This is a genomic window from Pseudomonas endophytica (genome assembly GCF_001411475.1).
GTDB lineage: Bacteria > Pseudomonadota > Gammaproteobacteria > Pseudomonadales > Pseudomonadaceae > Aquipseudomonas > Aquipseudomonas endophytica.
This window is the reverse complement of sequence record NZ_LLWH01000187.1, coordinates 38,483-61,620: the sequence shown is the minus strand read 5'-3', so window position 1 is coordinate 61,620 and position 23,138 is coordinate 38,483. Positions and strand designations below refer to the sequence as shown.

16 protein-coding genes are annotated in these 23,138 nt (G+C 56.0%); 6 read left to right on the top strand and 10 right to left on the bottom strand.

Annotation, left to right across the window (positions count from 1 at the left end):
* Positions 1–27: 27 nt before the first annotated feature.
* On the bottom strand, positions 28–1,065 hold the full coding sequence (locus tag AQS70_RS16305) for an ABC transporter substrate-binding protein (protein WP_055103797.1): 1,038 nt from the start codon (positions 1,063–1,065) through the stop codon (positions 28–30).
* Positions 1,066–1,458: 393 nt separating this feature from the next.
* Between AQS70_RS16305 and AQS70_RS16300 the strand changes: the two genes are divergently transcribed.
* Entirely contained in the window at positions 1,459–3,900 is a 2,442-nt protein-coding gene (locus AQS70_RS16300; protein WP_055103796.1) for a TonB-dependent siderophore receptor, read from the top strand.
* 71 nt (positions 3,901–3,971) lie between these two features.
* On the opposite strand, the gene AQS70_RS16295 is transcribed toward AQS70_RS16300, so the two are convergent.
* The 3 genes from AQS70_RS16295 to AQS70_RS16285 all read right to left on the bottom strand — a co-directional run bounded on the left by AQS70_RS16295 (position 3,972) and on the right by AQS70_RS16285 (position 7,002).
* Positions 3,972–5,027 carry a linear amide C-N hydrolase gene (locus AQS70_RS16295; protein WP_055103795.1) on the bottom strand — a complete coding sequence of 352 codons (1,056 nt, stop codon included), beginning with the start codon at positions 5,025–5,027 and terminating at the stop codon, positions 3,972–3,974.
* 24 nt (positions 5,028–5,051) lie between these two features.
* Positions 5,052–5,837 (bottom strand): hypothetical protein, encoded by a 786-nt coding sequence (locus AQS70_RS16290; RefSeq protein WP_055103838.1) that lies wholly within the window; start codon positions 5,835–5,837, stop codon positions 5,052–5,054.
* A 139-nt stretch (positions 5,838–5,976) separates the two neighbouring features.
* Entirely contained in the window at positions 5,977–7,002 is a 1,026-nt protein-coding gene (locus AQS70_RS16285; RefSeq protein ID WP_055103794.1) for a GlxA family transcriptional regulator, read from the bottom strand.
* Positions 7,003–7,168: 166 nt separating this feature from the next.
* Here AQS70_RS16285 and AQS70_RS16280 point away from each other — a divergent pair, with 166 nt between their 5' ends.
* The 3 genes from AQS70_RS16280 to AQS70_RS16270 all read left to right on the top strand — a co-directional run bounded on the left by AQS70_RS16280 (position 7,169) and on the right by AQS70_RS16270 (position 11,192).
* The gene (locus tag AQS70_RS16280; protein ID WP_055103793.1) at positions 7,169–7,678 is read left to right on the top strand and encodes a sigma-70 family RNA polymerase sigma factor; all 510 of its coding nucleotides are present in this window, start codon (positions 7,169–7,171) and stop codon (positions 7,676–7,678) included.
* Positions 7,675–8,655: a DUF4880 domain-containing protein gene (locus AQS70_RS16275; protein WP_055103792.1), complete on the top strand. Its 981-nt coding sequence runs from the start codon at positions 7,675–7,677 to the stop codon at positions 8,653–8,655. Before AQS70_RS16280 ends, AQS70_RS16275 begins: the two co-directional genes overlap by 4 nt.
* A 110-nt stretch (positions 8,656–8,765) precedes the next feature.
* Positions 8,766–11,192, top strand: coding sequence for a TonB-dependent siderophore receptor (locus AQS70_RS16270; protein WP_055103791.1), 2,427 nt, complete (start codon positions 8,766–8,768; stop codon positions 11,190–11,192).
* A gap of 107 nt (positions 11,193–11,299) precedes the next feature.
* Here AQS70_RS16270 and AQS70_RS16265 read toward each other — a convergent pair whose 3' ends face one another.
* The 3 genes from AQS70_RS16265 to AQS70_RS16255 form a co-directional block, all read right to left on the bottom strand.
* Positions 11,300–12,688, bottom strand: a complete 1,389-nt coding sequence (locus tag AQS70_RS16265) for a tripartite tricarboxylate transporter permease (RefSeq protein WP_055103790.1) — start codon at positions 12,686–12,688, stop codon at positions 11,300–11,302.
* Positions 12,685–13,161: a hypothetical protein gene (locus tag AQS70_RS16260; protein WP_055103789.1), complete on the bottom strand. Its 477-nt coding sequence runs from the start codon at positions 13,159–13,161 to the stop codon at positions 12,685–12,687. Before AQS70_RS16260 ends, AQS70_RS16265 begins: the two co-directional genes overlap by 4 nt.
* 129 nt (positions 13,162–13,290) lie before the next feature.
* Positions 13,291–14,577, bottom strand: a complete 1,287-nt coding sequence (locus AQS70_RS16255; protein WP_055103788.1) for a hydroxymethylglutaryl-CoA reductase, degradative — start codon at positions 14,575–14,577, stop codon at positions 13,291–13,293.
* Positions 14,578–14,706: 129 nt separating this feature from the next.
* Here AQS70_RS16255 and AQS70_RS16250 point away from each other — a divergent pair, with 129 nt between their 5' ends.
* Entirely contained in the window at positions 14,707–16,077 is a 1,371-nt protein-coding gene (locus tag AQS70_RS16250; protein WP_055103787.1) for an aminotransferase-like domain-containing protein, read from the top strand.
* 194 nt (positions 16,078–16,271) lie between these two features.
* Here the strand turns inward: AQS70_RS16250 and AQS70_RS16245 are convergent, their stop codons facing one another.
* On the bottom strand, positions 16,272–17,372 hold the full coding sequence (locus AQS70_RS16245; protein ID WP_055103786.1) for a polyamine ABC transporter substrate-binding protein: 1,101 nt from the start codon (positions 17,370–17,372) through the stop codon (positions 16,272–16,274).
* Positions 17,373–17,763: 391 nt separating this feature from the next.
* On the opposite strand from AQS70_RS16245, the gene ssuD reads away from it, so the two are divergent.
* Positions 17,764–18,906, top strand: coding sequence for an FMNH2-dependent alkanesulfonate monooxygenase (gene ssuD, locus AQS70_RS16240; RefSeq protein ID WP_055103785.1), 1,143 nt, complete (start codon positions 17,764–17,766; stop codon positions 18,904–18,906).
* A 102-nt stretch (positions 18,907–19,008) separates the two neighbouring features.
* Here ssuD and AQS70_RS16235 read toward each other — a convergent pair whose 3' ends face one another.
* Together AQS70_RS16235 and AQS70_RS16230 are read right to left on the bottom strand one after the other, a co-directional pair.
* Positions 19,009–20,439 (bottom strand): FAD/NAD(P)-binding protein, encoded by a 1,431-nt coding sequence (locus AQS70_RS16235; protein ID WP_055103784.1) that lies wholly within the window; start codon positions 20,437–20,439, stop codon positions 19,009–19,011.
* A 323-nt stretch (positions 20,440–20,762) separates the two neighbouring features.
* Positions 20,763–23,126: a DNA polymerase II gene (locus AQS70_RS16230; RefSeq protein WP_055103783.1), complete on the bottom strand. Its 2,364-nt coding sequence runs from the start codon at positions 23,124–23,126 to the stop codon at positions 20,763–20,765.
* Positions 23,127–23,138 lie beyond the last annotated feature (12 nt).

Here is a 23,138-nt window from a genome sequence, read left to right as displayed (position 1 = left end):
AATTGCACACGGCGGCCAGTTAAACGCTTAGCGTGAAGACCACGCGTTAAAGCGCTGCTCCAGTTGTTCACCATGATCGGCCCAGAACAGCGCATCCACCGGCACCTGCTGTGCTAAGTTCTGCGGGGCAGTAGGCAGTTCGTTAATGCGTGCCTTATCGAGCAAGTCCATAGCGCCTAAGTTAGCGGCACCGTAGTCGATATGCTCAGCGAAGTTCTTCTGTTGTTCTGGCTGTAAAGTGAACGCAATGAACTCACGGGTCTTGTCTTGCTGTGAGGCCCCGCGCGGGATGGCCCACGAATCAAACTCGTAAATCCCACCGTTCCAAACCAGATCCAACCCGTACTTTTTCTTCTGTTCGGCCGAGAGACGGCCGTTGTAGACAGAGCTCATCACCACGTCCCCGGCCGCGAGGAACTGAGGCGGCTGAGCGCCAGCTTCCCACCATTGGATATAGGGTTTGATCTGATCAAGTTTGGCGAATGCTCGATCCTGACCGGCCTTAGTCGCCAAGGTCGTGTAGACCTCAGAGGGTTTTACGCCATCGGCGATCAATGCGAATTCCAAGGTCGATTTGGCCAGTTTGCGCAGGCCGCGCTTACCGGGGAATTTCTCGACATCCCAAAAATCCTGCCAACCGGTGGGCGCTTCTTTCAATTTATGGGTGTTGTAGGCCAGCACCGTTGAGTAAACCAGAAACCCAATGCCGCACGGCTGGATGGCGCCCGGAACAAAATCCTTGGGGTCGATGCCGATTTGCGCCGGGTCGAGCGTCTCAAACATCCCTTCATCGCAGCCGCGGGCCAGTTCGGCGGACTCAACCTCAACAGCGTTCCAAGACACGCTGCCCGTGTCGACCATGGCTTTTACCTTGGCCATTTCCCCGTTGTACTCACCGGAAATAATCTTGCTGCCCTCCTCCTTTTGCCACGGTTTGTAGAACGCCTTTACCTGCGCGTCCTTGTTGGCCCCGCCAAAAGAAACGACCGTGAGATCGGCCGCGAGGGTTTGGCTGGCAGTGACGATCCCCGTTGCCAGAACTGCGAATTTCAGAGCGTTGATCATTATTGTTATCTCCTACTGTTCAAGGGTGATTGCACATCACTCGAGAAGCCGGGATCAACTTGGCCATCCTAGGCAAGAGACATCCGGTTCTCCTTCCCTTCGCCGCAGCGCAAACCGCACCCGCTATCAGTAAGCCCCGCAACGAAAAGGTGTGTCTTGGTCCATCTTTGGTGGTCTGTAAGGTGTCATGGGGTTACAGAGGGTAAAAGCGTGCTTTTCGGATTCTTGGATCGGTTTTGACTAAACATTGCCCCCCGTCTGTAGACGTTCTGACCTCAGGCGCTGCAAGAATCCAAGTGACTGAAAAATTTTGAAAAAGTTTTACGGCTTTCGCAGGCTCAACCCGTCAAGGTGTTTGTTGTTGCAAATACTTCCTATTCACTCGGGGCTCGCATGTACTTTCCTAACCTCAACAAACACTATGCACGCAGCACGTTGGCGCTCGCTGTGCTCTTGGCATACAGCAACGTTCAGGCCGTCGAGCCCGTCGGTACGTCCATCAACAGTGAAGTGACGGATACCCATACCTTTGCCATTGCTCGGCAACCATTGGCCAACGCACTGGACCAACTGAGCCAACTCAGTGGGCTACAAATCGCTTACTCCTCGGACATGGCCCAAGGCATCACCTCACCGGGCGTCAGCGGCACCATGACCAGCCGCCAAGCGCTCGCGCAACTGCTGACCGGCTCGGGCCTTGAGGCGCAACCCAACGGTGAAAACGCCGTGGTTCTGGCACCGGCCCCGCAACTCGGATCGACGCTGGAGTTGGGCGCTACCGCCGTCACCAGCAACCAACTGGGCACCGTGACCGAAGGCACTGGCTCGTACACCCCAGGCACCATTGCCACGGCCACGCGGCTGATTTTGACACCCCGTGAAACGCCGCAATCGGTAACGGTGATCACCCGTCAGCACATGGACGACTTTGGCCTCAACAACGTCGACGATGTGATGCGCAACACCCCCGGCATCACCGTGTCGGCTTATGACAGTGAACGCAGCAACTACTACGCTCGCGGTTTTTCGATCAATAACTTCCAGTACGACGGTATCCCTTCCGCCGTGCGCAACGTCGGTTACTCGGCGGGTAACACCTTAAGCGACACCGCGATTTACGACCGTATCGAGGTCATCAAGGGGTCGACCGGCCTGCTCACAGGCGCGGGCTCATTGGGTGCGACCCTTAATCTGGTGCGTAAAAAGCCCACTGCTGAGTTCAAAGGCCACGCCTCGCTGGGTGCTGGCTCATGGGACAACTACCGCAGTGAGGTCGACGTGAGTGGCCCACTGACCGAAACCGGGAATGTGCGAGGCCGGGGCGTTGCCGCCTACCAAGACAAAAAATCGTTTATGGATCACTACTCGCGCAAAACAGCCGTCTACTACGGCATTCTCGAGTTTGACCTCACCCCAGATACGCTATTGACCATCGGCGGTGATTACCAAGACAACACCCCAAAAGGGTCGAGCTGGTCGGGCAGTTTCCCGCTGCTCAACGCCAAGGGTGAGCGCAACAGCGTCAAGCGTTCGTTTAACAACGGCACTGACTGGAGCAGTTGGGATCAATACACCCGCACCGTGTTCGCCACCCTTGAACATGACATGGGCGGCGGTTGGGTGACCAAACTGCAACTGGACCACAAACTCAATGGCTACGACGCACAAATGGGTTCCATCCAAGGTGCTTACCCCAACGAGGATGGCACCGCACCGATCACTGCCGGGCGCTACATGGGTGACACGCGCAGCAACTCCGCCGACTTGTACGTTAGCGGCCCCTTCCAACTGTTCGGGCGCGAGCATGAAGTGGTATTGGGCGGCTCCATCAGCTCAGCGCACTGGAAAGGTCGCGGCTACTGGAACCACATCTACCAAGACCCGAATCTCGTGGATTATGACCACTGGAACGGCCATGCCGAAAAACCGGACTGGGGGCCTGTCAGCCAAAACACCGATGACGTAATTCGGCAAACCGGCACCTACATCACCACCCGCTTTAACGTCAGCGATGAGTTGAAAGTGTTGGTGGGTGGCCGCGTGGTTGACTACCACATGACCGGCAACACCCCCTCCTTCCGTGAGTCGGGGCGTTTCATTCCGTATGTGGGGGCAATCTACGACCTCAACGAAACCTACTCGGTCTACGCCAGCTACACCGACATCTTTATGCCGCAAGAGAACTACAACCGTGACAGAAACGAGCGGTTGATTGAGCCGGACGAAGGCGAGAACTACGAAGTGGGCCTGAAGGCGGAGTTTTTCGACGGCCGTTTGAATGCCAGCTTGGCTTATTTCCAAGTCAAGGAAAGCAACCGCTCGGTACCTGACGACGCTTATAACAACCTAGCGCCTACCCCGCCAAACTATGCGTTCATCGGCACCAAAGCCGTGACCAAAGGCTATGAACTAGAAATGTCGGGCGAGCTAAGCCCTGGCTGGCAAGTACAGGGTGGCTACACCCACAAGATCGTGCGCGATGACAACGGTGAGAAAATCTCGACCTTCGAGCCGCAAGACCAGTTCAAAGTGTCCACCAGCTACAAACTGCAAGGCGATCTCGACAAATTCACCGTGGGTGGCGGTGCGCGTTGGCAAAACCGCGCTTGGCAAAACATTTGGAACGGCCCGCGTGAGCAGTACGAAAAGTTTGAGCAGTCTGACTACTGGGTGGTTGACCTGATGACACGTTACCAAATCAGTAAAAACCTATCGGCTACAGTCAATCTCAATAACCTATTCGACAAATACTATTACACCAACATCGGCTTTTATAACTCGGCGGTGTATGGCGAGCCTCGTAACTTCATGGTGACAACCCGCTGGGATTTCTAACGCGTTAACCACCTTGAGTGAGCGTGCCCGCTATCTGTTGAACACCCAACAGATAGCGGGTCGGGTGCGTATTACGCACCTTCAAACTTGAACGGCGCTGCGACTTCAAAACGGCTCGATACTTCACCGGAGAAGATAGTGCTCTGATTCGGTCCAAGATCAAGCTTTTTGACTTTGCCAGTGGCCTGCGACAAGTCCAGCTTTTTAAGGTCTACCCAAAACGTATTGGGGGTGATGGCAGACTCGAAAAAGTACAAGCCTTGCTTGTGATCAATGACAGAACGCCAACGCGTCGAAGAGATATTTGGCTCACCCGGCGTGGTAATGCCGTAAGGCACCGAGACGTTGCGAATCACACTGAACACGCTGGCCAACGACAAGCGCGCATCCTGATTTTGCGGCACCGCGTTGACGTAAAACGACGCTCGGGCAAAGCGGTCGGCTGAACGGTTGGTGCCGGGCAGCATGACGGTGCCGCCAATCGCCTGCCAGTAGGCGTTCATGGCTAACTGATCGGCGAACGCCGGTGAGTTGGTCATGACCTGATACTTGCGGCTGTGGTGGATGACTTGTTTGCCGTCAATGTATTCAATAATCGCGCTGTCGCCCGAAGCATCGGACATCGAAAGGTGCAATGTGGCCAAGCGGCTTTCACCTGGTACTTGCGAGGTTACTACGTTGAAAGGCTCGGTCTTGAGTACCTCAACGGCTTCGGCCACCGTACTGAAGTTGTCCAGTACGTACTGCGCCCAAGCCGCAATGCTCAAACCCGGTTTGTCTTTGCTGTAGGTGGGATACTCGGATTCCACCAACCACAATACGTTGGCCGCCAGACCGGCTTCATTGACCCCGTCGGTGGTTGAGATGTCATAACCGCTGGCAATCAAACTGCCGTATTTGGAGGTCCATTTCACAGACGTAGGCCCAACTTCACCATTACGCTGCATGCCCTTTGGAAACACCCACAAGTTCGTCGCGACGTCTGTTTTCCAGTCCATTGAACGGGCGGTGATCACCCTTTGGTCGTCACCTAAATACACCAAGCGGGTGCAGGCTTGTGCAAATGGCAGCGATAAAGCGAACCCTGAGACCGCCAACACTAGAGCTTTGAGAACAGGCTTTTTCATTCCATTGATCCTTGCATAAACACATTAGAAACGCATGGACAAACCCAGCACCGGGCCGCGCTGAGTCACATCATATTTGAAGGTGTTACCGGTAAAGTCCCGGGTTCGATACTCCTGCGCCAACACTCGATAACCGACCCGCACAATGGTCGGGTGCTCGAACAGGAACGTTCGGTAGCCGAGGTAAGCTTGGGCGTTGTAGGTTTTCTTGGAGGAGGTATCAAAGCCGCCGGTGTCCGCCGCACCAGACAACGTCCAGCGATCGGTCAGGTCCGCTTGCATGCGCACCCCGACAAACGGGTCAGTCCACTCGGTTTTTTTCTTGGTGCTGAAGCCGACTGGGTCGATGTCGACCTTGGTTGTGATCCTCGTCCAGCGCAGCCCTGCGGTCGGTTCAATCCGCCACGTGCGAGGCTCGCCAAATACCGTGTTACCGCCTAACGCGTACTCATAGACACGGTAGTAAACACCCCCGGCCAAGGTGCTTTGGGTAATGTCGAGGCCGATTTTTTGGCCGTATGCCCTTTCAGACTGGCTGGTCTTGGCGTAGACACCGTCCAGATAGAAACCCAACGTGCGGTTAGTCACCTCCACGTTACCCATAAAGACTCGGTTTATATTATTGAAAATCTCGCGGAACCCCACATCCGCCTTGGCATCTACCCCGCCCAGCGCGACTTGGCCATTCATGGACGGCGCCCAAACAAAGGGGCTTACCAGCACCAGCCATTCATCACTCTCAGCACTGGTTTTGGCCGTAGGCTCTTCAGCCTGCGCGGTTGAGTAAATGCCTAACAAAGGCCAAGCCATGCACATCATTCTGAACATCTGCTTAGCCGCAACTAGCCTCAGTGTCATCGCTTTCGTCTTCCTGACTGCAAGTTCTAAATTTTAACCACTGTATATAGCACAACAAGGCTGAACCGTTACCAAGCCCAGCCAAACAAGGCTATTTAATCCAACGCTTTTCTTTAGACGGCCGGTAGCCAAAGTAAGCGCTATAACACTTGCTGAAATGGCTGGGCGAAACAAAACCGCAGGCCACCAGCACATCGACCTGCGACAGCTCAGTGTGTTGTAACAGCCGCCTAGCCTCAGTAATCCGCAGCTCCATGTAGTAACGCTGTGGCGTGGTGCCCAGCTGCTCCTTGAACAGCCTTTCGAGCTGACGACGCGAACGACCTGCGTACACCGCTAACTGTTCCAGTTCGAGGGGGTCTTCAAGGTTCGCATCCATTAGTTTCAACACCTCGCGCAAGGGTGCGCTGACACTGATCTTTTGCGTCGGTTTGATGCGTCGATAACGCGACTCCTCAAACGCCAGAATGTCTTCAACGCCCTCAACCAATGCCTTGTCATGCAAGCTTTTGATCCAAGCCAGCGCCATCTGAATAGCCCCGGATGGGCTGGAGGCTGTTAGCCGATCACGGTCAATTACAAAGGGCTCACTGGTGACGTTCGCGGTCTTGGACACTTCTGCCAGCGCCGGTCGATGCTCTGGGTGTATCGCACAGCGGTAACCCTCCAGTAAACCTGCACTGCCGAGAAACCATGCGCCATTCCACAAGCCGGCCAGACTGATATCCAACTGCGCAGCCGTGACGAGCAATTGATTGAAGTGCGCATCCCGCTTGAGTTCTGTGCGATAGCCACCACACACCATCAGTAAATCCAAATCATTGAGCCGTGCCGCGTTAAGTGACTGGTCTGGCCGTATAACCAACCCTAGATCGCTGACAACCTCACCTTCAGCCAAGCCGAACGTCTGAGTCTCAAACAACCCGGTGCGCAACAAATTAGCAGTGATGAGCGCATCCAACGCCTGAGTAAACGCGGGTAGCGAGAAGTGCTCAAGCAGGACAAAACCGACGCGCACACTTGGCCGTACTTCGTCGGGATACCTTGAGAGATAGCGCAGGTTTTTGCCTTGCATGCCGGTGCTGAATTGACGACGTTCCACCACGATTCCATCCATCTTGATCTTTCAACACATTCCCGCTCGGGGCTGAGCCGATAATACCCTTACACATGGCCTATCACTCCAACGTCTTACACCGAGCGTAGGAAACATTCCAGGCGCGCGTTAATGAGAAGCGCTATCATTGCGATCCTTGTCAGTGTCCGCACCGGAATTGCTCTCCATGCATCCATCCTCTTCCACACACAGCGTTATAGGTGAGTTGTACGTCCAGCACCATGGCTGGGTGGTGCAACTGTTACGCCGAAAATTAGGTAATCAAGAGCAGGCTCTGGACTTGGCGCAAGATACCTTTGTGCGAATGCTGCGCACCGACACCCACCCCTCGCTGCGCGAACCGCGCGCTTACTTGACCACTATCGCCAGTCGCTTATGTGGTCAGTACTTCCGACGCCAGGCATTAGAACGCGCTTACATGGAATCATTGACGGCGCTGGAGCCCGAACATGTGCCCTCCCCAGAGGCGCGTCTGCTGGTGCTTGAGGCGTTGGACGCGGTGGGCCAAGTGCTGGATGGACTTGGAAGTAAAGTGCGAGAAGTATTTTTGCTCTCGCAACTAGACGGCCTGACCTACCCGCAAATCGCTGAGCGCATGGACCTCACGGTTAACGTGGTGCAAAAGGCCATGCTTAAGGCTTACCGTCACTGTTACAGCGCGGTCTACGCAGCGTGAGCCTGTTCGAAAGCGCCAACGCGCAAGCTTTGGATCAGGACGTAGTCGAGCAGGCCATGCTGTGGATGGTCACCCTGCAATCGGGCGTGTGCAGCGAAACTGAACGCATGGCTTGCCACCATTGGCGCAAGCAATCGGCGGTGCATGAAGCTGCTTGGCAGCGACTCACCGGGCTGAACCGCGATGTACGCGAAAGTGCGCAACTCATCGCCCCCGAAAGCGCTCGCCGCCTGCTTAAGGCGCGGCATGCCACTTCACGACGCAGCTTGCTCAAAGGCTTTGCTGGCCTTGGAGTGGTCATGGCTACGGGCGTGAGTGTGCATGAGCGCGTGCTGCTACCGCAGCTGTTCAGTGACTACCACACCGCCATCGGTGAGCGCCGCACGGTGTCACTCAGCGATGGCGTGGGGCTCACGCTTGACACCCATACCGCGCTCGACACTCAAGCTAGCGCCGCGGGTCTTAACCTGAAGCTCAACCTGGGCAGAGTTTTACTGTCCAATTACAAGACACCCGACGCCACAGTACAGACCGCTAATGGACGTATTCATCCCGCTCCATACTCACGGCTAATCGTTAGCCAAGGATTGCCTGATCAACCTGGAACTCAGGTGCAAGTACTCGCAGGCAGCGCGTCAATTGAGCAAGGTCGCGCAGACCGCATTAGTCTGCAAGCCGGCCAGCAACTGACATTTAGCAGCCATTGGAGTGGTGAGCCGACACAGGTTATTGCGGCCTCGACTGCTTGGGTCGACGGTCTTTTAATCGCTGAACGCATGCCATTGGCACAGGTCATTGCTCAGCTCAACCGTTATCGCCGTGGCGTATTGCGCTGCGATCCGGTGGTTAGCGCCTTGCAGGTATCAGGCTCGTTCTCGATTGACCACCCAGACGCCAGCCTCGCGCTGCTCACCCGCGTCTTGCCGATTCGCGTACAGCGGGTGTTTGGCTATTGGGCCAATGTAGTGCCTGCCTGATTAAATTTTTTTCTGTGTCAACGGCAGTTTTTTCGATCTCGTGCATCAGGTTCAGGGAAGACGCTGAAAAACAGCGCACCGCCGCCCCTTCTCACACATGGACAGTCACTATGCACATCCGACTTACGCCCCTTGCCAGCGCTTTACGCAGCGTTTTATTGGGTTTAACCCTGACCGCCACCGGCTCTCTGGCGCAGGCTGCAACGGTCAGCACCCAGAGCCAAAGCCAGTCCTTTACTATTGCCCCCGCCAGCCTAGACCAAGTGCTGGGCAGCTTTGGTCAACAAGCCGGGGTGATGATCGCGGTGGACTCGGCGCTGACCACGGGCGTTCAGAGCAACGGCCTCAATGGGCAGTTCGTCGTGGCCGACGGTTTGGAACAACTGCTTGCGCCAGTGGGGCTGCAAGCCATCAGTGAGGGCGCAGGTTATCGTGTCATCGCCAAGCCGTCGTTAGGCGACGGGCCGTTGCAATTGCAATCGACCCAAGTCACCTCTAACCAGTTGGGAACCATCACTGAAGGCAGTGGCTCGTATACACCCGGCACTATCGCCACGGCCACGCGGATGGTGTTGTCGCCGCGGGAAACACCGCAGTCGATCAGCGTTATTACCCGCCAGCACATGGACGATTTTGGCCTTAACGCCATCGACGACGTCATGCGTCATACACCGGGTATCACCGTCTCGACCTTCGACAGCGAACGCACTAACTATTACGCGCGAGGTTTTTCGGTCGAGAACTTCCAGTACGACGGCATCCCTACCTTGCGCAACTCGGCCTATTCATCGGGGCAAACCCTCAGCGACATGGCGATTTATGACCGTGTGGAGGTACTCAAGGGCGCAACCGGCTTGCTGACTGGCGCCGGTGCCCCAGGCGCTACGATCAACCTGATCCGCAAAAAACCAACCCGCGACTTCAAAGCCAGTGTTGAACTAGGCGCTGGCAGTTGGGACAACTATCGCTCACAAGTCGACGTCAGCGGCCCGCTGACTGACAGCGGCAACGTGCGCGGGCGAGCCGTGGCTGCCTATCAAGATAAGCACTCGTTTATGGAGCGCTATGAGCGAAAAACCGGGGTTTACTTTGGCACGCTCGAAGCCGATCTGAGCGATGACACCCTGCTGACGGTGGGCTTCGATTATCAAAACAATGACCCTCGTAGCTCAGGCTGGTCGGGCAGTCGTCCGTTGTTTGACCGCAATGGCGAGCGTATCGACGTTAAACGTTCCTATAACAACGGGGCCAAATGGAGCCGCTGGGAGCAAACCACCCAAAGCGTGTTTTCAACCTTGGAGCACAGTTTCGACAATGGCTGGGTCGGCAAGGCTCAGCTGACCCACCAGATCAACAGCTATGACGCGCCGTTGGGTTCGGTCATGGACGGCCCCTTCCCTGCGACGGGTTTGTCGTCGGTGTATGCCAACAAATTCACGGGCAACACCCGCACTGACGCCGCCGACGCTTACTTCAGCGGCCCCTTCAGTTTGGGCGGGCGTGAGCATGAATTGGTGATTGGTGCCTCGGCGTCCAGCGCTCATTGGAAAGGCAAGGACTACGGCAACCCGACCTTTGTAAACGGCAATAAAGTCATCGACTTCTGGAACTTCGACGGTGAAATCCCTGAGCCAGACTGGGGCGCCCCAACCCAGTACAACGACACCACAACCCGTCAAACCGCCAGCTATTTCACGGTGCGCTTTAACCTGACCGATGAATTGAACCTGCTGCTGGGCAGCCGAATCGCCAACTACAAACTGACCGGCGATTACCAATCCAGTGAAACAGGCAGAGTCGTTCCGTATGTGGGTGTGACGTATGACCTCAATGACAACTTCACCGCTTATGCCAGCTACAGCTATATTTTCATGCCGCAGACCTACAACCGCGACCGTGAGAACAAGGTGCTGGAACCCGATGAAGGCAAAAACTACGAGGTGGGAATCAAAGGTGAGTTCTACGACGGCAGGCTGAACACCAGCTTGGCTTATTTCGAAGTGCACGAAGATAACCGCGCAGAACCCGATGCTGAGTACAACGCCGCCCCCACCAACCCATCCATTTTGTACGCCTCAATCGGCACTAAAGCTAAAGCCAAGGGCTTTGAAGCCGAACTGTCTGGCGAGTTGGCACCGGGCTGGCAGGCTCAAGCCGGTTACACGCACAAGATCATCCGCGACAGCCAAGACGAGAAAATCTCGACTTGGGAGCCACAGGACCAGTTGAGTGCCTTTACCAGTTACAAATTTAAGGGCCCCTTGGATCGTCTGACTATCGGCGGCGGCGCTCGCTGGCAGAGCCGCAGTTGGCAGAACATCTACAACCGCACCAAGGCTCAGTATCAGGAATTTTCGCAGGATGCCTACTGGGTGGTCGACGCGATGGCGCGTTACCAAGTCACCGACAACTTGTCCACGACCTTGAACGTCAACAACCTGTTCGACAAGAAGTACTACACCAACATTGGCTTCTATAACACCGCCTACTACGGCGATCCGCGCAATGTGATGCTCAACACCCGCTGGGAGTTTTAATTAGCGCTGCAGTTCCCGATGATTTGTAGTCGCTGGCGAGCGAAGGCCGCGATGAGGGGGCACCTCGTACCCTATCGCAGCCTCATTCTTCGACAGCGACGACTGCCTTAAGCGCCCAACAGCGCGACCAGCGCCGGGACAGTCAATACCGCGGTGTAGTAGCCCATAAACTGCACGCCGATGTTGAAACCCAAAAAGCGTGAAAGGAAACCGCCTAACAAACCCACAGTGACAATCACCAGCAACCCCAGCAAGCCGCCCTCCCAGATACCAATCACCAGAATCAGCCCAACAAAGGTCGCAATCACTGCTTCATGGCTGATTTTGCGCGACACGTAGGACGCTGCGCGATACGCGTAATTCATGGTGAAGGGGTAAGCGATCAACAGCGCAATCACCACCGCCAGCATCCCATAACCCAAAAACTCCCACGTGCTGAGCAGTGAGTGCAGGTTGTGTACTTCACCCGAGGCAGAGTCCACGCTAAAGCGTGGCGGCGCATTGAACAAGGGCGCCGCCGGGCCAGCCGCCACCGGGCTTAATGGCAAGCCAAAGGCGATCAAGGGAATCAGCGCCTCGGCAATATAAGTGGACTCGGTGACGCCATTGCGCGCGGTAATCACCGTGGTCAGCCGATGGTAAACATGCTTAACCCGTGAGCCGACTAACTCGCCCATGATGACGGTCATAGCCACCGGACTGAACACAAAGGTGGCGCTCGAAATCACCGCGGTAATGCCGGTCCACAGGCTTTGTTTACCGTCCAGTACCTTGAGCGGATTTGGGAAAAACCCACCGCCGCTTTTTACATCAGGTGACAGCGAGAACGTACGCACCTCTTGGCGGCGCATTTTCTCGCGCTCGGCCGGAGCCATCATGGCGAATAGCGCCGCGATCAATGGCCCAATGGCGATGCCCAGAAAGTAACTGACGCTAAGCTTTACCCCATATTGGCCAGTTAGGGTTTGCAAACCGAGAATAATCAGTACGAAGGGGATCAATGCCAGCACAGCGGCCAGGCGCCCTTTCGAGAACCAAGCAATCGCAATCGCCGCCGCTAGGAAGATCCAAGGCGCCGTGCGTTTAATGGTGTCGCCAAAAGGCGCCAACATCACCGCAAACAAGACGGCCATGGGCACCGCAATCAGCGCGGCAATCACGGCCCCGGAGATCATCTTGCGCAACGCGATGTGCGGCACCCCGAGGTTGCGCAAAAAATTAGCCTCGCGCATCAAGGGCGTGGCCATGGTGTCACCTGGAATCCCCAGCAAAGCAGTGGGTACGGCGTGGGTCATGTGCTTGGCCACGGCGCCCGCCAAGAAAAACGTCAGCACCCCTGGCGCAGGCACGCCCAACAGCACTACCAGCAACGTCAGTGGGGCCAGTGTGGTCGTCTCATCGCTGCCAGAGATCAAACCGATGGCTGCGAAAATCACCGCCCCGATAATCCCCATGCCCAGCGCAATCAGCACTTGGTCGAAGAGCGACGCGATCATGACCGACCTCCATTACCGACCAAGCCAGTGGCCGGTTGCGTCTGGGAAACCGGCTCAGCTTTGGCGGCGCTCTCCAGCCCCTGCTCGTACTCAACGAACAAGTCGTAAAGGTCCATGTCTTTGAGCTCTTTAATGGTTTCTGGCGGCAAGTCAGCGAGGCGCCCGAGGTCGCCAAACTCGTTTTGCAGATCAACCAGCACTTGGCTGCGCCACGCCGGATCCGCCTCGTGTTCGACCACGTGACGCTTAGGTTTGAATAAGGTTGCGCTGATTGCACCGCCCACCAGACAGCCAACGATCCCGACCAGCATGGCGTAGGCCCGCGCCATCTGCGCTGAGTCCACCCATTGCAGCAAAAAGTGTTGCGCGGTAAAAAAAGCGCTGAGGCTGACGATGGCCCCGATTACGATGGCGTACACCAAATGCCGCGCATCCACCGTATCGCCCCAGACTTCGTAGAGTTCAGGTTTCAAAAAAATTCTCCCACTGCTTTTATTGTTATGAAGGTGAAGAGAGATGCCCCAATACCTGTAGCGAGCTTGCTCGCGATCTTTTAAAAGCTCGCGAGCAAGCTCGATCCTACAGATGACGTGGTGTTTTCATCACAAGCCGCGTTTTTGCTTGAGCAATGCCGCTGCGTGGTCGGCACGCACGTCACGGGCGTCGACCATCTGTTTGACCAGCCAACCCAGCTCCTCACCCCGTGCACCGGCGGTGAGTGCGATATTGCGCGCATGCAAGGCCATGTGCCCGCGCTGAATGCCCTCAGTGGACAACGCCCTCAGAGCGCCCAAGTTTTGTGCCAAACCGACCGCCACCGCAATCTCGGCTAACTGCTGGGCTGTCTCGACCTTGAGGATGCGCAACGACAACTGCGCCAATGGATGAGTCTTGGTGGCACCGCCAACCAAGCCAACCGGCATCGGCATTTCCAGTGTGCCCACCAGATTACCTTTACTGTCCTTCTCCCACGTCGTCAGCGAACCATAGTGGCCGTTTCGACACGCGTACGCATGTGCGCCCGCCTCAACCGCGCGCCAGTCATTACCGGTGGCCACAATCAGCGGGTCGATGCCATTCATGATGCCTTTGTTGTGAGTGGCGGCACGGTACGGGTCCACCACGGCGAAATTATAAGCATCAAGGATGCCTTCAATGACCTCTTCACCTTTGAACTCGGAGGTTGTTAACAACTGCGGGGCAATGCGAATTTGAGCCCGAGCCAAACGTAAATCAGCCAGGTTGGAAAGGATTCGCAGCCGTACCTTAGCCCCGGTGATTTCTTCTATAAGCGGCGCAACCGCTTCGGCCATGGTGTTTACGGTATTGGCGCCCATCGCATCACGCACATCGACAATCAAGTGCGCCACCAGCATGGGCCCACGCGGGCTTTGCGCGAACGTATGCACTTCAAGGTCCCGGCAACCCCCGCCCAGCGAATTAAGAAGTTGGTCTTTGCGATTCGCCAACTCGATGATTTCATCCTTGCGGCGCAACAGGCTCAAGCGCGCGTTAAACGGATCTTCAACATCAACGATCTGAACTTGCGCGCGCATCAATGGCAACGAGCTGGAGGTTTGAAAGCCGCCCGCTTCACGCGCCAGCTTGGCCATGAACGAGGCAGCGGCCACGACTGAAGGCTCTTCAACCACCATCGGCACGATCACGTCGCGGCCATTAATCTGAAAGTTGCTCGCCACTGCATACGGCAACTCAAAGGTGCCTATCACGTTTTCGATCATGCCGTCGGCCGTTTCCAAGGCTAATGCGCCTGGTTCGCGCAACAGGGCGACATCATCAGCGGACAGTTCAATAAGGTCCTGCAAGTACCCCAAACGTTCTACGGGTGCCATGCTGCGGAACTGGGGAAGGCGCGAATCAATACTCATGGCGAAATCCAGTGGTCTTTATTGTTGTGTGGCCCTCACCCTAAAACGCCCTGTGCCCACATAAAAGGTACAGTTCGCACAAACAGTACCCAAGCTGTACCCTCATTCCATTTCGCTAGGACTGCGATCATGGTGCGCCTAACGCTTGCTCAGCAACTGACCGCTTCGCTGGTCGAACAGATCGGCAATGGCACTTACCGCGAAGGCGATCGCTTGCCGTCACTGCGCGAATGCATGCGCCTGTTCGGCCATTCCAAAAATACCGTGATCAATGCTTACGAGGCGCTGGCCTCCCAAGGGTTGGTTGAGGCGCGCCACGGCCAAGGCTTTTTTGTGCGTCAGGGCGCGACCAGTCACAGCGAAGCGGACGAACCTCAACCCTATGCACGGGCGATGGACACGGTATGGCTGATGCGTCAGCAATTTGTTCGCGAGCCGAGCCATTCACCACTGGGTGAAGGCTTCCCGCCCGTGGACTGGCTGATGGACATGCGTCTAGACAAATTCACTCGGCAGATCATGCGTACCGGGGTCAACACCCTGTTTCGTTACGGTAACCGGCTGGGCAATGCCAGCCTGCGTCAACACTTGGCGCAAAAACTGGCCAGCTACTCAATCAGCGCCAGCCCTCGACAAATCGTCACCACTCACGGTGCCAACCACGCCCTTGACCTGATCATCCGCCGCTTCATTGCCCACGGCGATGCGGTGCTCGTTGAAGACCCTGGCTATTACCCGTTGTTTGGCAAACTGCAACTGCAAGGTGCGCAGATGCTGAGCGTACCGCGCCTGGCAGACGGCCCAGACCTGCAGGTACTGGAACAACACCTGCGCACCCACACGCCTAAACTTTTTTTTATTCAGTCCGTGGGCCACAACCCTACCGGGTCTGATATTTCGCCGAGCAAGGCCCATCGGCTGGTGCAGCTCGCCCAACAGTACAACTTTATTCTGGTCGATGACGACGCACTCGCGGACTTCAAACCGGCCTCTGCGATCAAAGTGTCGGCGCTCGATCAACTGCAACGCTCGTTGTACGTGGGCAGTTTTTCCAAATCAGTGTCCGCCGCGCTGCGCGTCGGATTTATCGCCGGCAGCAAAGACATTATTGATGAGCTAGGGGATTTGAAAATGCTGTTGCACACCAGTTCATCGGAGTTTTGCGAGCGAGTGGTGGATGTGATCTTGACCGAGGGGCACTTCCTGCGGCACCTGATCCGCCTGCAAGAGCGGCTCAAAACGGCCACGTCCATAGGCTTGCAGATGCTCGACGAGATCGGAGCCCAGGTTTTATGTCGACCAGAGCAGAGCCTCTACTTGTGGGCACGTTTTGCCCATATCGACGATGCCAAGCAACTGACCCGTGAGTTACAGCCCAAGGGATTCATGATCGCGCCGGGGCATATTTTTTCGCCCGAACAGTCGAGCATCAATCCGTGGACTCGACTTAACGTCGCCTACTTGAATGACCCGTTGCTTAAGGCGGTGCTGAAAGACTGATAGTCGGTTACTCCGGGTGAAAGATCGCAGCCTGGGGCAGCTCCGCACAGCAGATGCAGCGTGGCGTGAAAGTACCCCACATACCCTTGTAGGAGCTGCCGAAGGCTGCGATCTGTTGATCTTTAAAAGCAAAAGATCGCAGCCTGCGGCAGCTCCGCCGTGGACTGTACTCAAAGACTCGGCCTAAGCGCCGACTACTTGTCTGACTTGATGCTGGTCCATGTCCGGGTGCGCACACGCTCAAGCTTTTGTGGCAGCGGCTGTACGACGTACAGCGACTTCAATGCTTCGCTGGTCGGGGTCAGGTTAGAGTTGCCGGTAATGTCTTTATTGATCAACGGCAGCGAATCCTTGTTGGCGTTCGGGTAGCCCAAAAAGTCGCTGATCGAAGCGATCACTTTTGGCTCCAGCAGGGTGTTCAAGAACTCATGGGCTTGCTCAACGTTTTTCGCGCTTTTAGGGATAGCAAACGTATCAAACCAGATCGGCGCGCCTTCTTTAGGCAAACGCCAGTCCACTACCACGCCGTTTTTCGCTTCTTTGGCACGGTTGCCAAATTGGTAAAAACTCCCCGAGTAACCAATGGCGACGCAGATGTCACCGTTGGCGATATCGGTCATGTATTTGGCTGAGTTGAAGTACGTGACATAAGGGCGGATTTTCAACATCAGCTCTTTGGCTTTTTCATAGTCTTCCGGGTTTTGGCTGTTCGGGTCTAAGCCCAAATAATGCAACGCCAATGGCAAGATTTCAGACGGTGAGTCGAGCATCGCGACCCCGCACGATTTGAGCTTTTCCATGTTTTCGGGTTTGAACACCAGATCCCAACTGTCCACTGGCGCATCATCGCCTAATACAGCCTTGACCTTGTCTGGGTTAAAACCGATCAACACCGTGCCGACCATATAGGGCACGCCGTATTGGTTGCCAGGGTCGTTGGTTTCCAATAGCTTGAGCAGCTGCGGGTCTTGATGCTTCCAATTAGGTAACTTGGATTTGTCGAGCTTTTGAAATACGCCTGCCTTGATCTGAGTGTCCAAAAACTGGTTGGACGGCACGACCAGGTCGTAACCCGAGTTGCCAGTGAGTAGTTTCGCTTCCAGCGATTCGTTAGTGTCGAAGGTGTCCCAGATCACTTTGATCCCGGTGTCTTTGGCAAAGTCTTTGGGCACTGACGGCAAGATGTAATCCGCCCAGTTGTAGACCCGCAGTTCGCCCGGATTGGCTTGAACTGCGCTGGCCAGTAGCGACAAACCACAGACCGTGGCGCCCAGTAAGCGTTTGATCGTGCTCATAAATGCATTCCCCATGGTTGGCGTGAGAGCGATAGTTTTTATGTTTTGTACACGGCAGCAGCCCTAACAAGGGCAAGGGTCTGTAAGACAGCTCTTATAAGTTGATTCGATTCTTGCCGACCCATGGGGTGCTTCACAGAGGTATGCAGGCCAAAAAGGGATCGTTATGGCCATTGATCGTGTCCGAATCTATGTCCGACAGCGCTTAACTGTTGGCACGACAACTGTTGCAAATCAAACAGCAAATCTACACTTAAGCACTCAATCAACACTGCGCACCTCATTAACTATCGTCTAAAGCCCTATTCTTGGGCGATTGGCTGTTGGTACGGAGATTGCTGACTAGGAGGATCTGCTCATCGTTGGCTGAAAATCGCTTAAGGATTTTTTAATGGATGTGTTTTGGTTCCTCCCGACTCACGGCGACGGCCACTTTCTGGGCACCACCAAAGGTGCGCGCCCGGTGACGCTTAACTATCTGAAACAAGTCGCTCAGGCCGCTGATGATTTAGGGTATTACGGGGTTCTCATCCCCACCGGACGTTCTTGCGAAGACTCATGGGTCATTGCTTCTGCGTTGGTGCCGTTGACCGAGCGCTTGCGTTATTTGGTCGCGATTCGCCCAGGAATTATTTCGCCCACCGTCTCGGCACGCATGGCGGCCACCCTCGATCGGCTGTCCGGCGGGCGTCTATTAATCAATGTGGTGACGGGCGGCGACCCCGATGAAAACCGGGGCGACGGTAGCTTCCTTGACCACAGCGAGCGTTACGAAGTCTCTGATGAATTTTTGAAAATCTGGCGCCGGGTCTTGCAAGGTGAGTCGGTAGACTTTGAAGGCAAACACTTGCGCGTACAGAACGCCAAGGCGTTGTACCCTCCCGTACAAAAGCCCTATCCGCCGCTGTACTTCGGAGGCTCTTCCGAAGCCGCTCACGAATTAGCTGCCGAACAGGTAGACGTGTACCTGACTTGGGGTGAACCGCCTGCGGCCGTGGCCGAGAAAATTGCCGATGTCCGCGAGCGCGCAGCACGTTTGGGGCGCAGCGTACGTTTTGGGATCCGCCTGCATGTGATTGTCCGCGAAACCGAACAAGAAGCGTGGAAAGCCGCTGACACCCTGATCGAACACATCAGCGATGAAACCATCGCATCCGCTCAAGCCTCCTTCGCGCGCTTTGACTCTGAGGGCCAGCGCCGTATGGCCGCACTGCACGACGGGCGCCGCGACAATCTGCAGATTGCGCCCAACTTATGGGCAGGCGTTGGCTTGGTTCGCGGCGGCGCCGGTACAGCGCTGGTGGGCAACCCCCAACAAGTCGCGGAGCGCATCAAGGAATATGCCGACTTGGGCATCGAGAGTTTTATCTTCTCGGGCTATCCGCATCTGGAAGAAGCCTACCGCTTTGCCGAACTGGTGTTCCCACTGCTACCAGAACCTTATGCCAGCCTCGCGGGCCGTGGCATTACCAATCTGACCGGACCGTTTGGCGAAATGATTGCCAATGATGTGCTTCCAAGTCAGGCAAAGTAATCCGCAAGGCGATGTAAACGTGCTCGCGATCTTTTGTGCAGCCAAAAGATCGCGAAGCAATTGAACGGCCCACCGGCTCTTCTCACCGTATAAGTAACCGCCTTATAACGACACCAACTTTGCCGCCAATGCTTTGGCCTGCAAAGCCACATCCGTCACCGCAGTACTTTCCCACCACTCGCCGCGCAACGGTGGGCCCATCGCAAATAGACGTTTAGCAGGCTGTGATTGCGCGTTAAGCACCGCCCCTGAAGGATCGGCGGCAATACCCAAGCCTAAGTTACCGACGCGAATCAAACCCCGCTCAAGCAATTGTCGGGGCAAGGCTTTGTCAACTCGACGCCAGTCATACTCGATGCCCGTAGAGTTAATCAAACCATCACCTTCAACCACCCTGACTTGCGTTTGCCCGCGATAGCGCAACCGAATTTGCGGGCGTCCGTCGTCGCTTGACGCCACGCCTTGTAGCGAGGCCGCTTGAATGGTTAACCGCCCTTCTTTGAGTAGTTTTTGCAGTAAGGCATTACCCTGTGGCGGCGAACGATGGTGATGGCTTTCCCACCAAGGCCGGACATGGCGCACAAATTGACGACGCTGAACATCGCTGGCCTGGCTCCACAATCGAGGGATGTGCACGCGCACGGTGTCGAGCGGCGCCTGCCAGTCTATGCCCATCGCTTGCGCACGTTGGCAGTGTTGGCGTAGCGCACGCAGCAATTGCAGTGGGCTGCGAATCTCAGGAGCTTGGCTCAAAAAGTCTTCCCACGCCGGTGGCTGACGACGCACGTGAGGCAACAGACCATGCCGTGAAAAGACCTCAATAGGTCCGCGGTGTCCGGCCTGATTCAGTGACTCTAGAGCATCGACCATGGTCAGCCCTGACCCAATGATCAGTACCCGAGCATCCACCGGCAACCCACGCAAGGCCGCAACATCCCATGGGTCCAGTGCTGCGGCATTAAGACCACTGGATTGACGTTGCGCAGTGCGCGCTGCCGGGAACATCCCCGTGGCCAACACCGCGATACTTGCCTGCAACTGGCGACCGTCTTTGAGGGTGACCTGCACCCGGCGGTCATCGGTTTGCAGGCCGATCACTTCATCGCGCACATGGGTCAGACTCGACCCTTGCACCTTGCCGCGAACTAAGGCTTCGGCCAAACGCTGCTGGGCGTACCGGCCAAACAACCCGCGCGGCGGAAATAAGTGCGCAACCGGCACCTGTTGCGCAGCGGATTCAGGCCAGCCTCCGTCAGTAATATGCGCTTGTAGCCAGCGCGTCAGGTCGTCGGCATCGTCTGGATCAATGCTCATGCGTGCGGCATTGCCATTGAGGGTGTGCCCTAGTTCGGTAGCGCTGTAAGCCTCGCCCCGCCCCAGCTCAGGCCGCGGCTCGACCAGCACGATATGCCGGGCGCCCGGCAAACGCAGCAACTGCATGGCCAGCAGAGTGCCGCTCAGGCCGCCACCAATAATCAGCACATCGGCCTCGCCGATGGCAGTGGCTGCTTGTCCGCCTTGTGGCTCAGTCATGAATATCCTCTCTTAGGGATACAGCCCATCAGGCACGTATTTATCACGCGTTCGGTTCACTTCAGCAAATTCACGGTCGATGGAAAACACCTCATGCTTCCTTTGCACAGGCCGTGCCGTTTCTAAATTCTTTATGAATCAATAATTTACTTGATTGATACACGCACAAGTTACAGCAATTACCGTGCAATCTGTTCAGTTGCTGTTGCTCAAACAACAGTTGGTTATGCAACAGCGCGATAAAGCCATGCAGAGTTTTTCAGTCGATATTGGGTACTCGATGATCTTCCAGCGTGGTTTTATCAAAAACAGCACAACCGGCGCTAAAACAAGCCCATTTGGCCGCCGACTAAAGCGCTGAAATCATCGTCGACAAACACCAATATTGCGTCAGCGACGGGCTGCAATTGGCGGGTCAGGTAATGGTCGTAATCGACCTCGGCGGTGCGGTTTTCTAAAGGTTGAGGGCCAGCCAAGGTGATGACGTAACTGATATAACCGCCGTTTTGATACTGCCGTGGTCGCCGCTGTTGGTCGTTGTACTCATCTGCCAACCGAGCCGCACGCACATGCGGCGGTACATTGCGCTCATAGTCGCTCAAGGGTCGACGCAAACGTTTACGGTAGATGAGCAAATCATCATGTTCACCCGCCAAGGTACGACGCACAAAGTCGCGGACGTATTCTTGGTAAGGCTGACGATTGAAGATCAGCAGGTACAAGGCTTGCTGGAACTGTTGCGCCAGCGGCGACCAGTCGCTGCGCACGGTTTCTAGGCCCTTGTAGACCATTTCTGGTTGCCCGTCAGCGCGGGTCACCAACCCGGCATAACGCTTTTTGCTGCCCTCTTCGGCGCCTCGAATAGTCGGCATTAAAAAGCGGCTGTAGTGGGTTTCGAATTGTAATTCCAAGGCGCTGGTCAGCCCGTACTCGTCGCGCACATGGGCTAGCCACCACTGGTTGACGTGTTGCACCAACTCACGCCCGATGCGCGCAGCGTCTGCTTCGCTGTGCTCGCTGCGCAACCAGACAAAGGTGGAGTCGGTGTCGCCATAGATCACGCTGTAGCCTTGGGCTTCGATCAAGGCGCGGGTTTTGAGCATGATTTCATGCCCGCGCAAAGTAATTGACGACGCCAGCCGAGTATCAAAAAAACGACAGCCGCTGGAGCCCAATACCCCATAAAACGCATTCATGATGATTTTCAGGGCTTGCGACAGGGGCGCGTTTTTCTCGCGTTTGGCCACTTCTCGGCCATTGGCAACCCGCTCAATGATCGACGGCAAGCAGTGCTGGGTTCGCGAAAAACGAGCCCCGCGAAAACCCGGTACCGAGTGTTCGTCGTCAGGCTCGCGCAAGCCCACGACCAGCCCCAGCGGATCAATCAAAAACGTACGGATGATCGACGGATACAAGCTCTTGTAGTCGAGCACCAGCACCGACTCATATAACCCCGGTTGCGACTCCATGACAAAACCGCCAGGGCTGGCCTGCGGGGGTTTGTCTCCAAGATTGGGCGCCACGTAGCCCTGACGGTGCATCAACGGCATATATAAGTGGTAAAACGCGGCGACCGAGCCACCGCTGCGGTCAGCTTCAAGCCCGGTGACCGAGGCGCGCTCCAGTAGAAAGGTCAGCAGTTCGGTTTTTTCGAAGATGCGCGTCACCAGCTCGCAGTCTTTGAGGTTGTAGCGCGCCAGCGCAGGCTTGTCCTCGGCAAACATGCGGTTGATTTCGTCCATGCGCTGGTACGGGGTGCTGATGTCCTTGCCCTCACCCAGCAGGGTTTGGGCGACGTTCTCTAGGCTAAACGAGGTAAACGACCAAGTCGCCGAGCGCAGTGACTCAATACCATCAATGATCAAACGGCCCGCAGCACTGGCAAAGTAGTGATTTTTTCGAGTGCCGTGCTCACGCCATTGCATCTCGTTGCCCGCTCGCCCTAATAGCAGCGGAATGCCGAGGCGCCGAGCATGTTCGTGCAAGATTCGCAGGTCAAACTGCACCACGTTCCAACCAATGATTGCGTCGGGATCGTACAGCGCCAGCCACTGGTTCAAACGCTGCAACAAGTCACCTCGGGTCGCACAAAACTCAAGGTTAAAATCCACCGGCGCATCGGCTGCCGTGGCTTTGCCCAACATGTACACCTGGCGCTGGCCACAGCCATGTAGGCCAATCGAGTACAAATCGCCTTGGGCACTGGTTTCAATGTCCAACGAAACCAGTTTCAATTGCGGGCGGTAATTAGGATGCGGCTTCATCCGCGTATTCAATAGCGGGCCGTTCGCTTGGGCTTGGCCGCTAAAGCTGACCGGCGCGGTAATAAAACGCTCCATTAAAAAGCGCTCGGGGGGCCGTATGTCGGCTTCAAACACCTCCACCCCGGCGCGGCGCAGGCGTTGCGCAATGTCGGTCAGTTGGGCGTGTTGCGGGCAGTAAAGCCCCAGCACCGGCCGTGAGTTGAAATCTCGCAGCGCCAGCTCGCGAACTTCAACGTTACGCTCGTCCTGCAACAGCACTTGCGCCTGCTCACGTTGCTCCAGCGCAATGAACGCGACAGATGTTTGAAGAGGCAAACGCACGTGTTGCGGCCCATCATCGGTCGCCAGCCAGAACTCCACTTCCACCCCAGACGGCGTATCGTGCCAGTGCCGGGTCAGCACAAAGCCCTGTCTCAAGCTCACTGTTGCAGGCTC

Bases quoted from the DNA above. Each gene is read 5' to 3' on its own strand.
- AQS70_RS16285 (WP_055103794.1), bottom strand. From the start codon at position 7,002: ATGGATGGAATCGTGGTGGAACGTCGTCAATTCAGCACCGGCATGCAA.
- AQS70_RS16265 (WP_055103790.1), bottom strand. From the start codon at position 12,688: ATGATCGCGTCGCTCTTCGACCAAGTGCTGATTGCGCTGGGCATGGGG.
- ssuD (WP_055103785.1), top strand. From the start codon at position 17,764: ATGGATGTGTTTTGGTTCCTCCCGACTCACGGCGACGGCCACTTTCTG.
- AQS70_RS16305 (WP_055103797.1), bottom strand. From the start codon at position 1,065: ATGATCAACGCTCTGAAATTCGCAGTTCTGGCAACGGGGATCGTCACT.
- AQS70_RS16280 (WP_055103793.1), top strand. From the start codon at position 7,169: ATGCATCCATCCTCTTCCACACACAGCGTTATAGGTGAGTTGTACGTC.
- AQS70_RS16295 (WP_055103795.1), bottom strand. From the start codon at position 5,027: ATGAAAAAGCCTGTTCTCAAAGCTCTAGTGTTGGCGGTCTCAGGGTTC.
- AQS70_RS16270 (WP_055103791.1), top strand. From the start codon at position 8,766: ATGCACATCCGACTTACGCCCCTTGCCAGCGCTTTACGCAGCGTTTTA.
- AQS70_RS16300 (WP_055103796.1), top strand. From the start codon at position 1,459: ATGTACTTTCCTAACCTCAACAAACACTATGCACGCAGCACGTTGGCG.
- AQS70_RS16255 (WP_055103788.1), bottom strand. From the start codon at position 14,577: ATGAGTATTGATTCGCGCCTTCCCCAGTTCCGCAGCATGGCACCCGTA.
- AQS70_RS16290 (WP_055103838.1), bottom strand. From the start codon at position 5,837: ATGGCTTGGCCTTTGTTAGGCATTTACTCAACCGCGCAGGCTGAAGAG.
- AQS70_RS16245 (WP_055103786.1), bottom strand. From the start codon at position 17,372: ATGAGCACGATCAAACGCTTACTGGGCGCCACGGTCTGTGGTTTGTCG.
- AQS70_RS16250 (WP_055103787.1), top strand. From the start codon at position 14,707: ATGGTGCGCCTAACGCTTGCTCAGCAACTGACCGCTTCGCTGGTCGAA.
- AQS70_RS16235 (WP_055103784.1), bottom strand. From the start codon at position 20,439: ATGACTGAGCCACAAGGCGGACAAGCAGCCACTGCCATCGGCGAGGCC.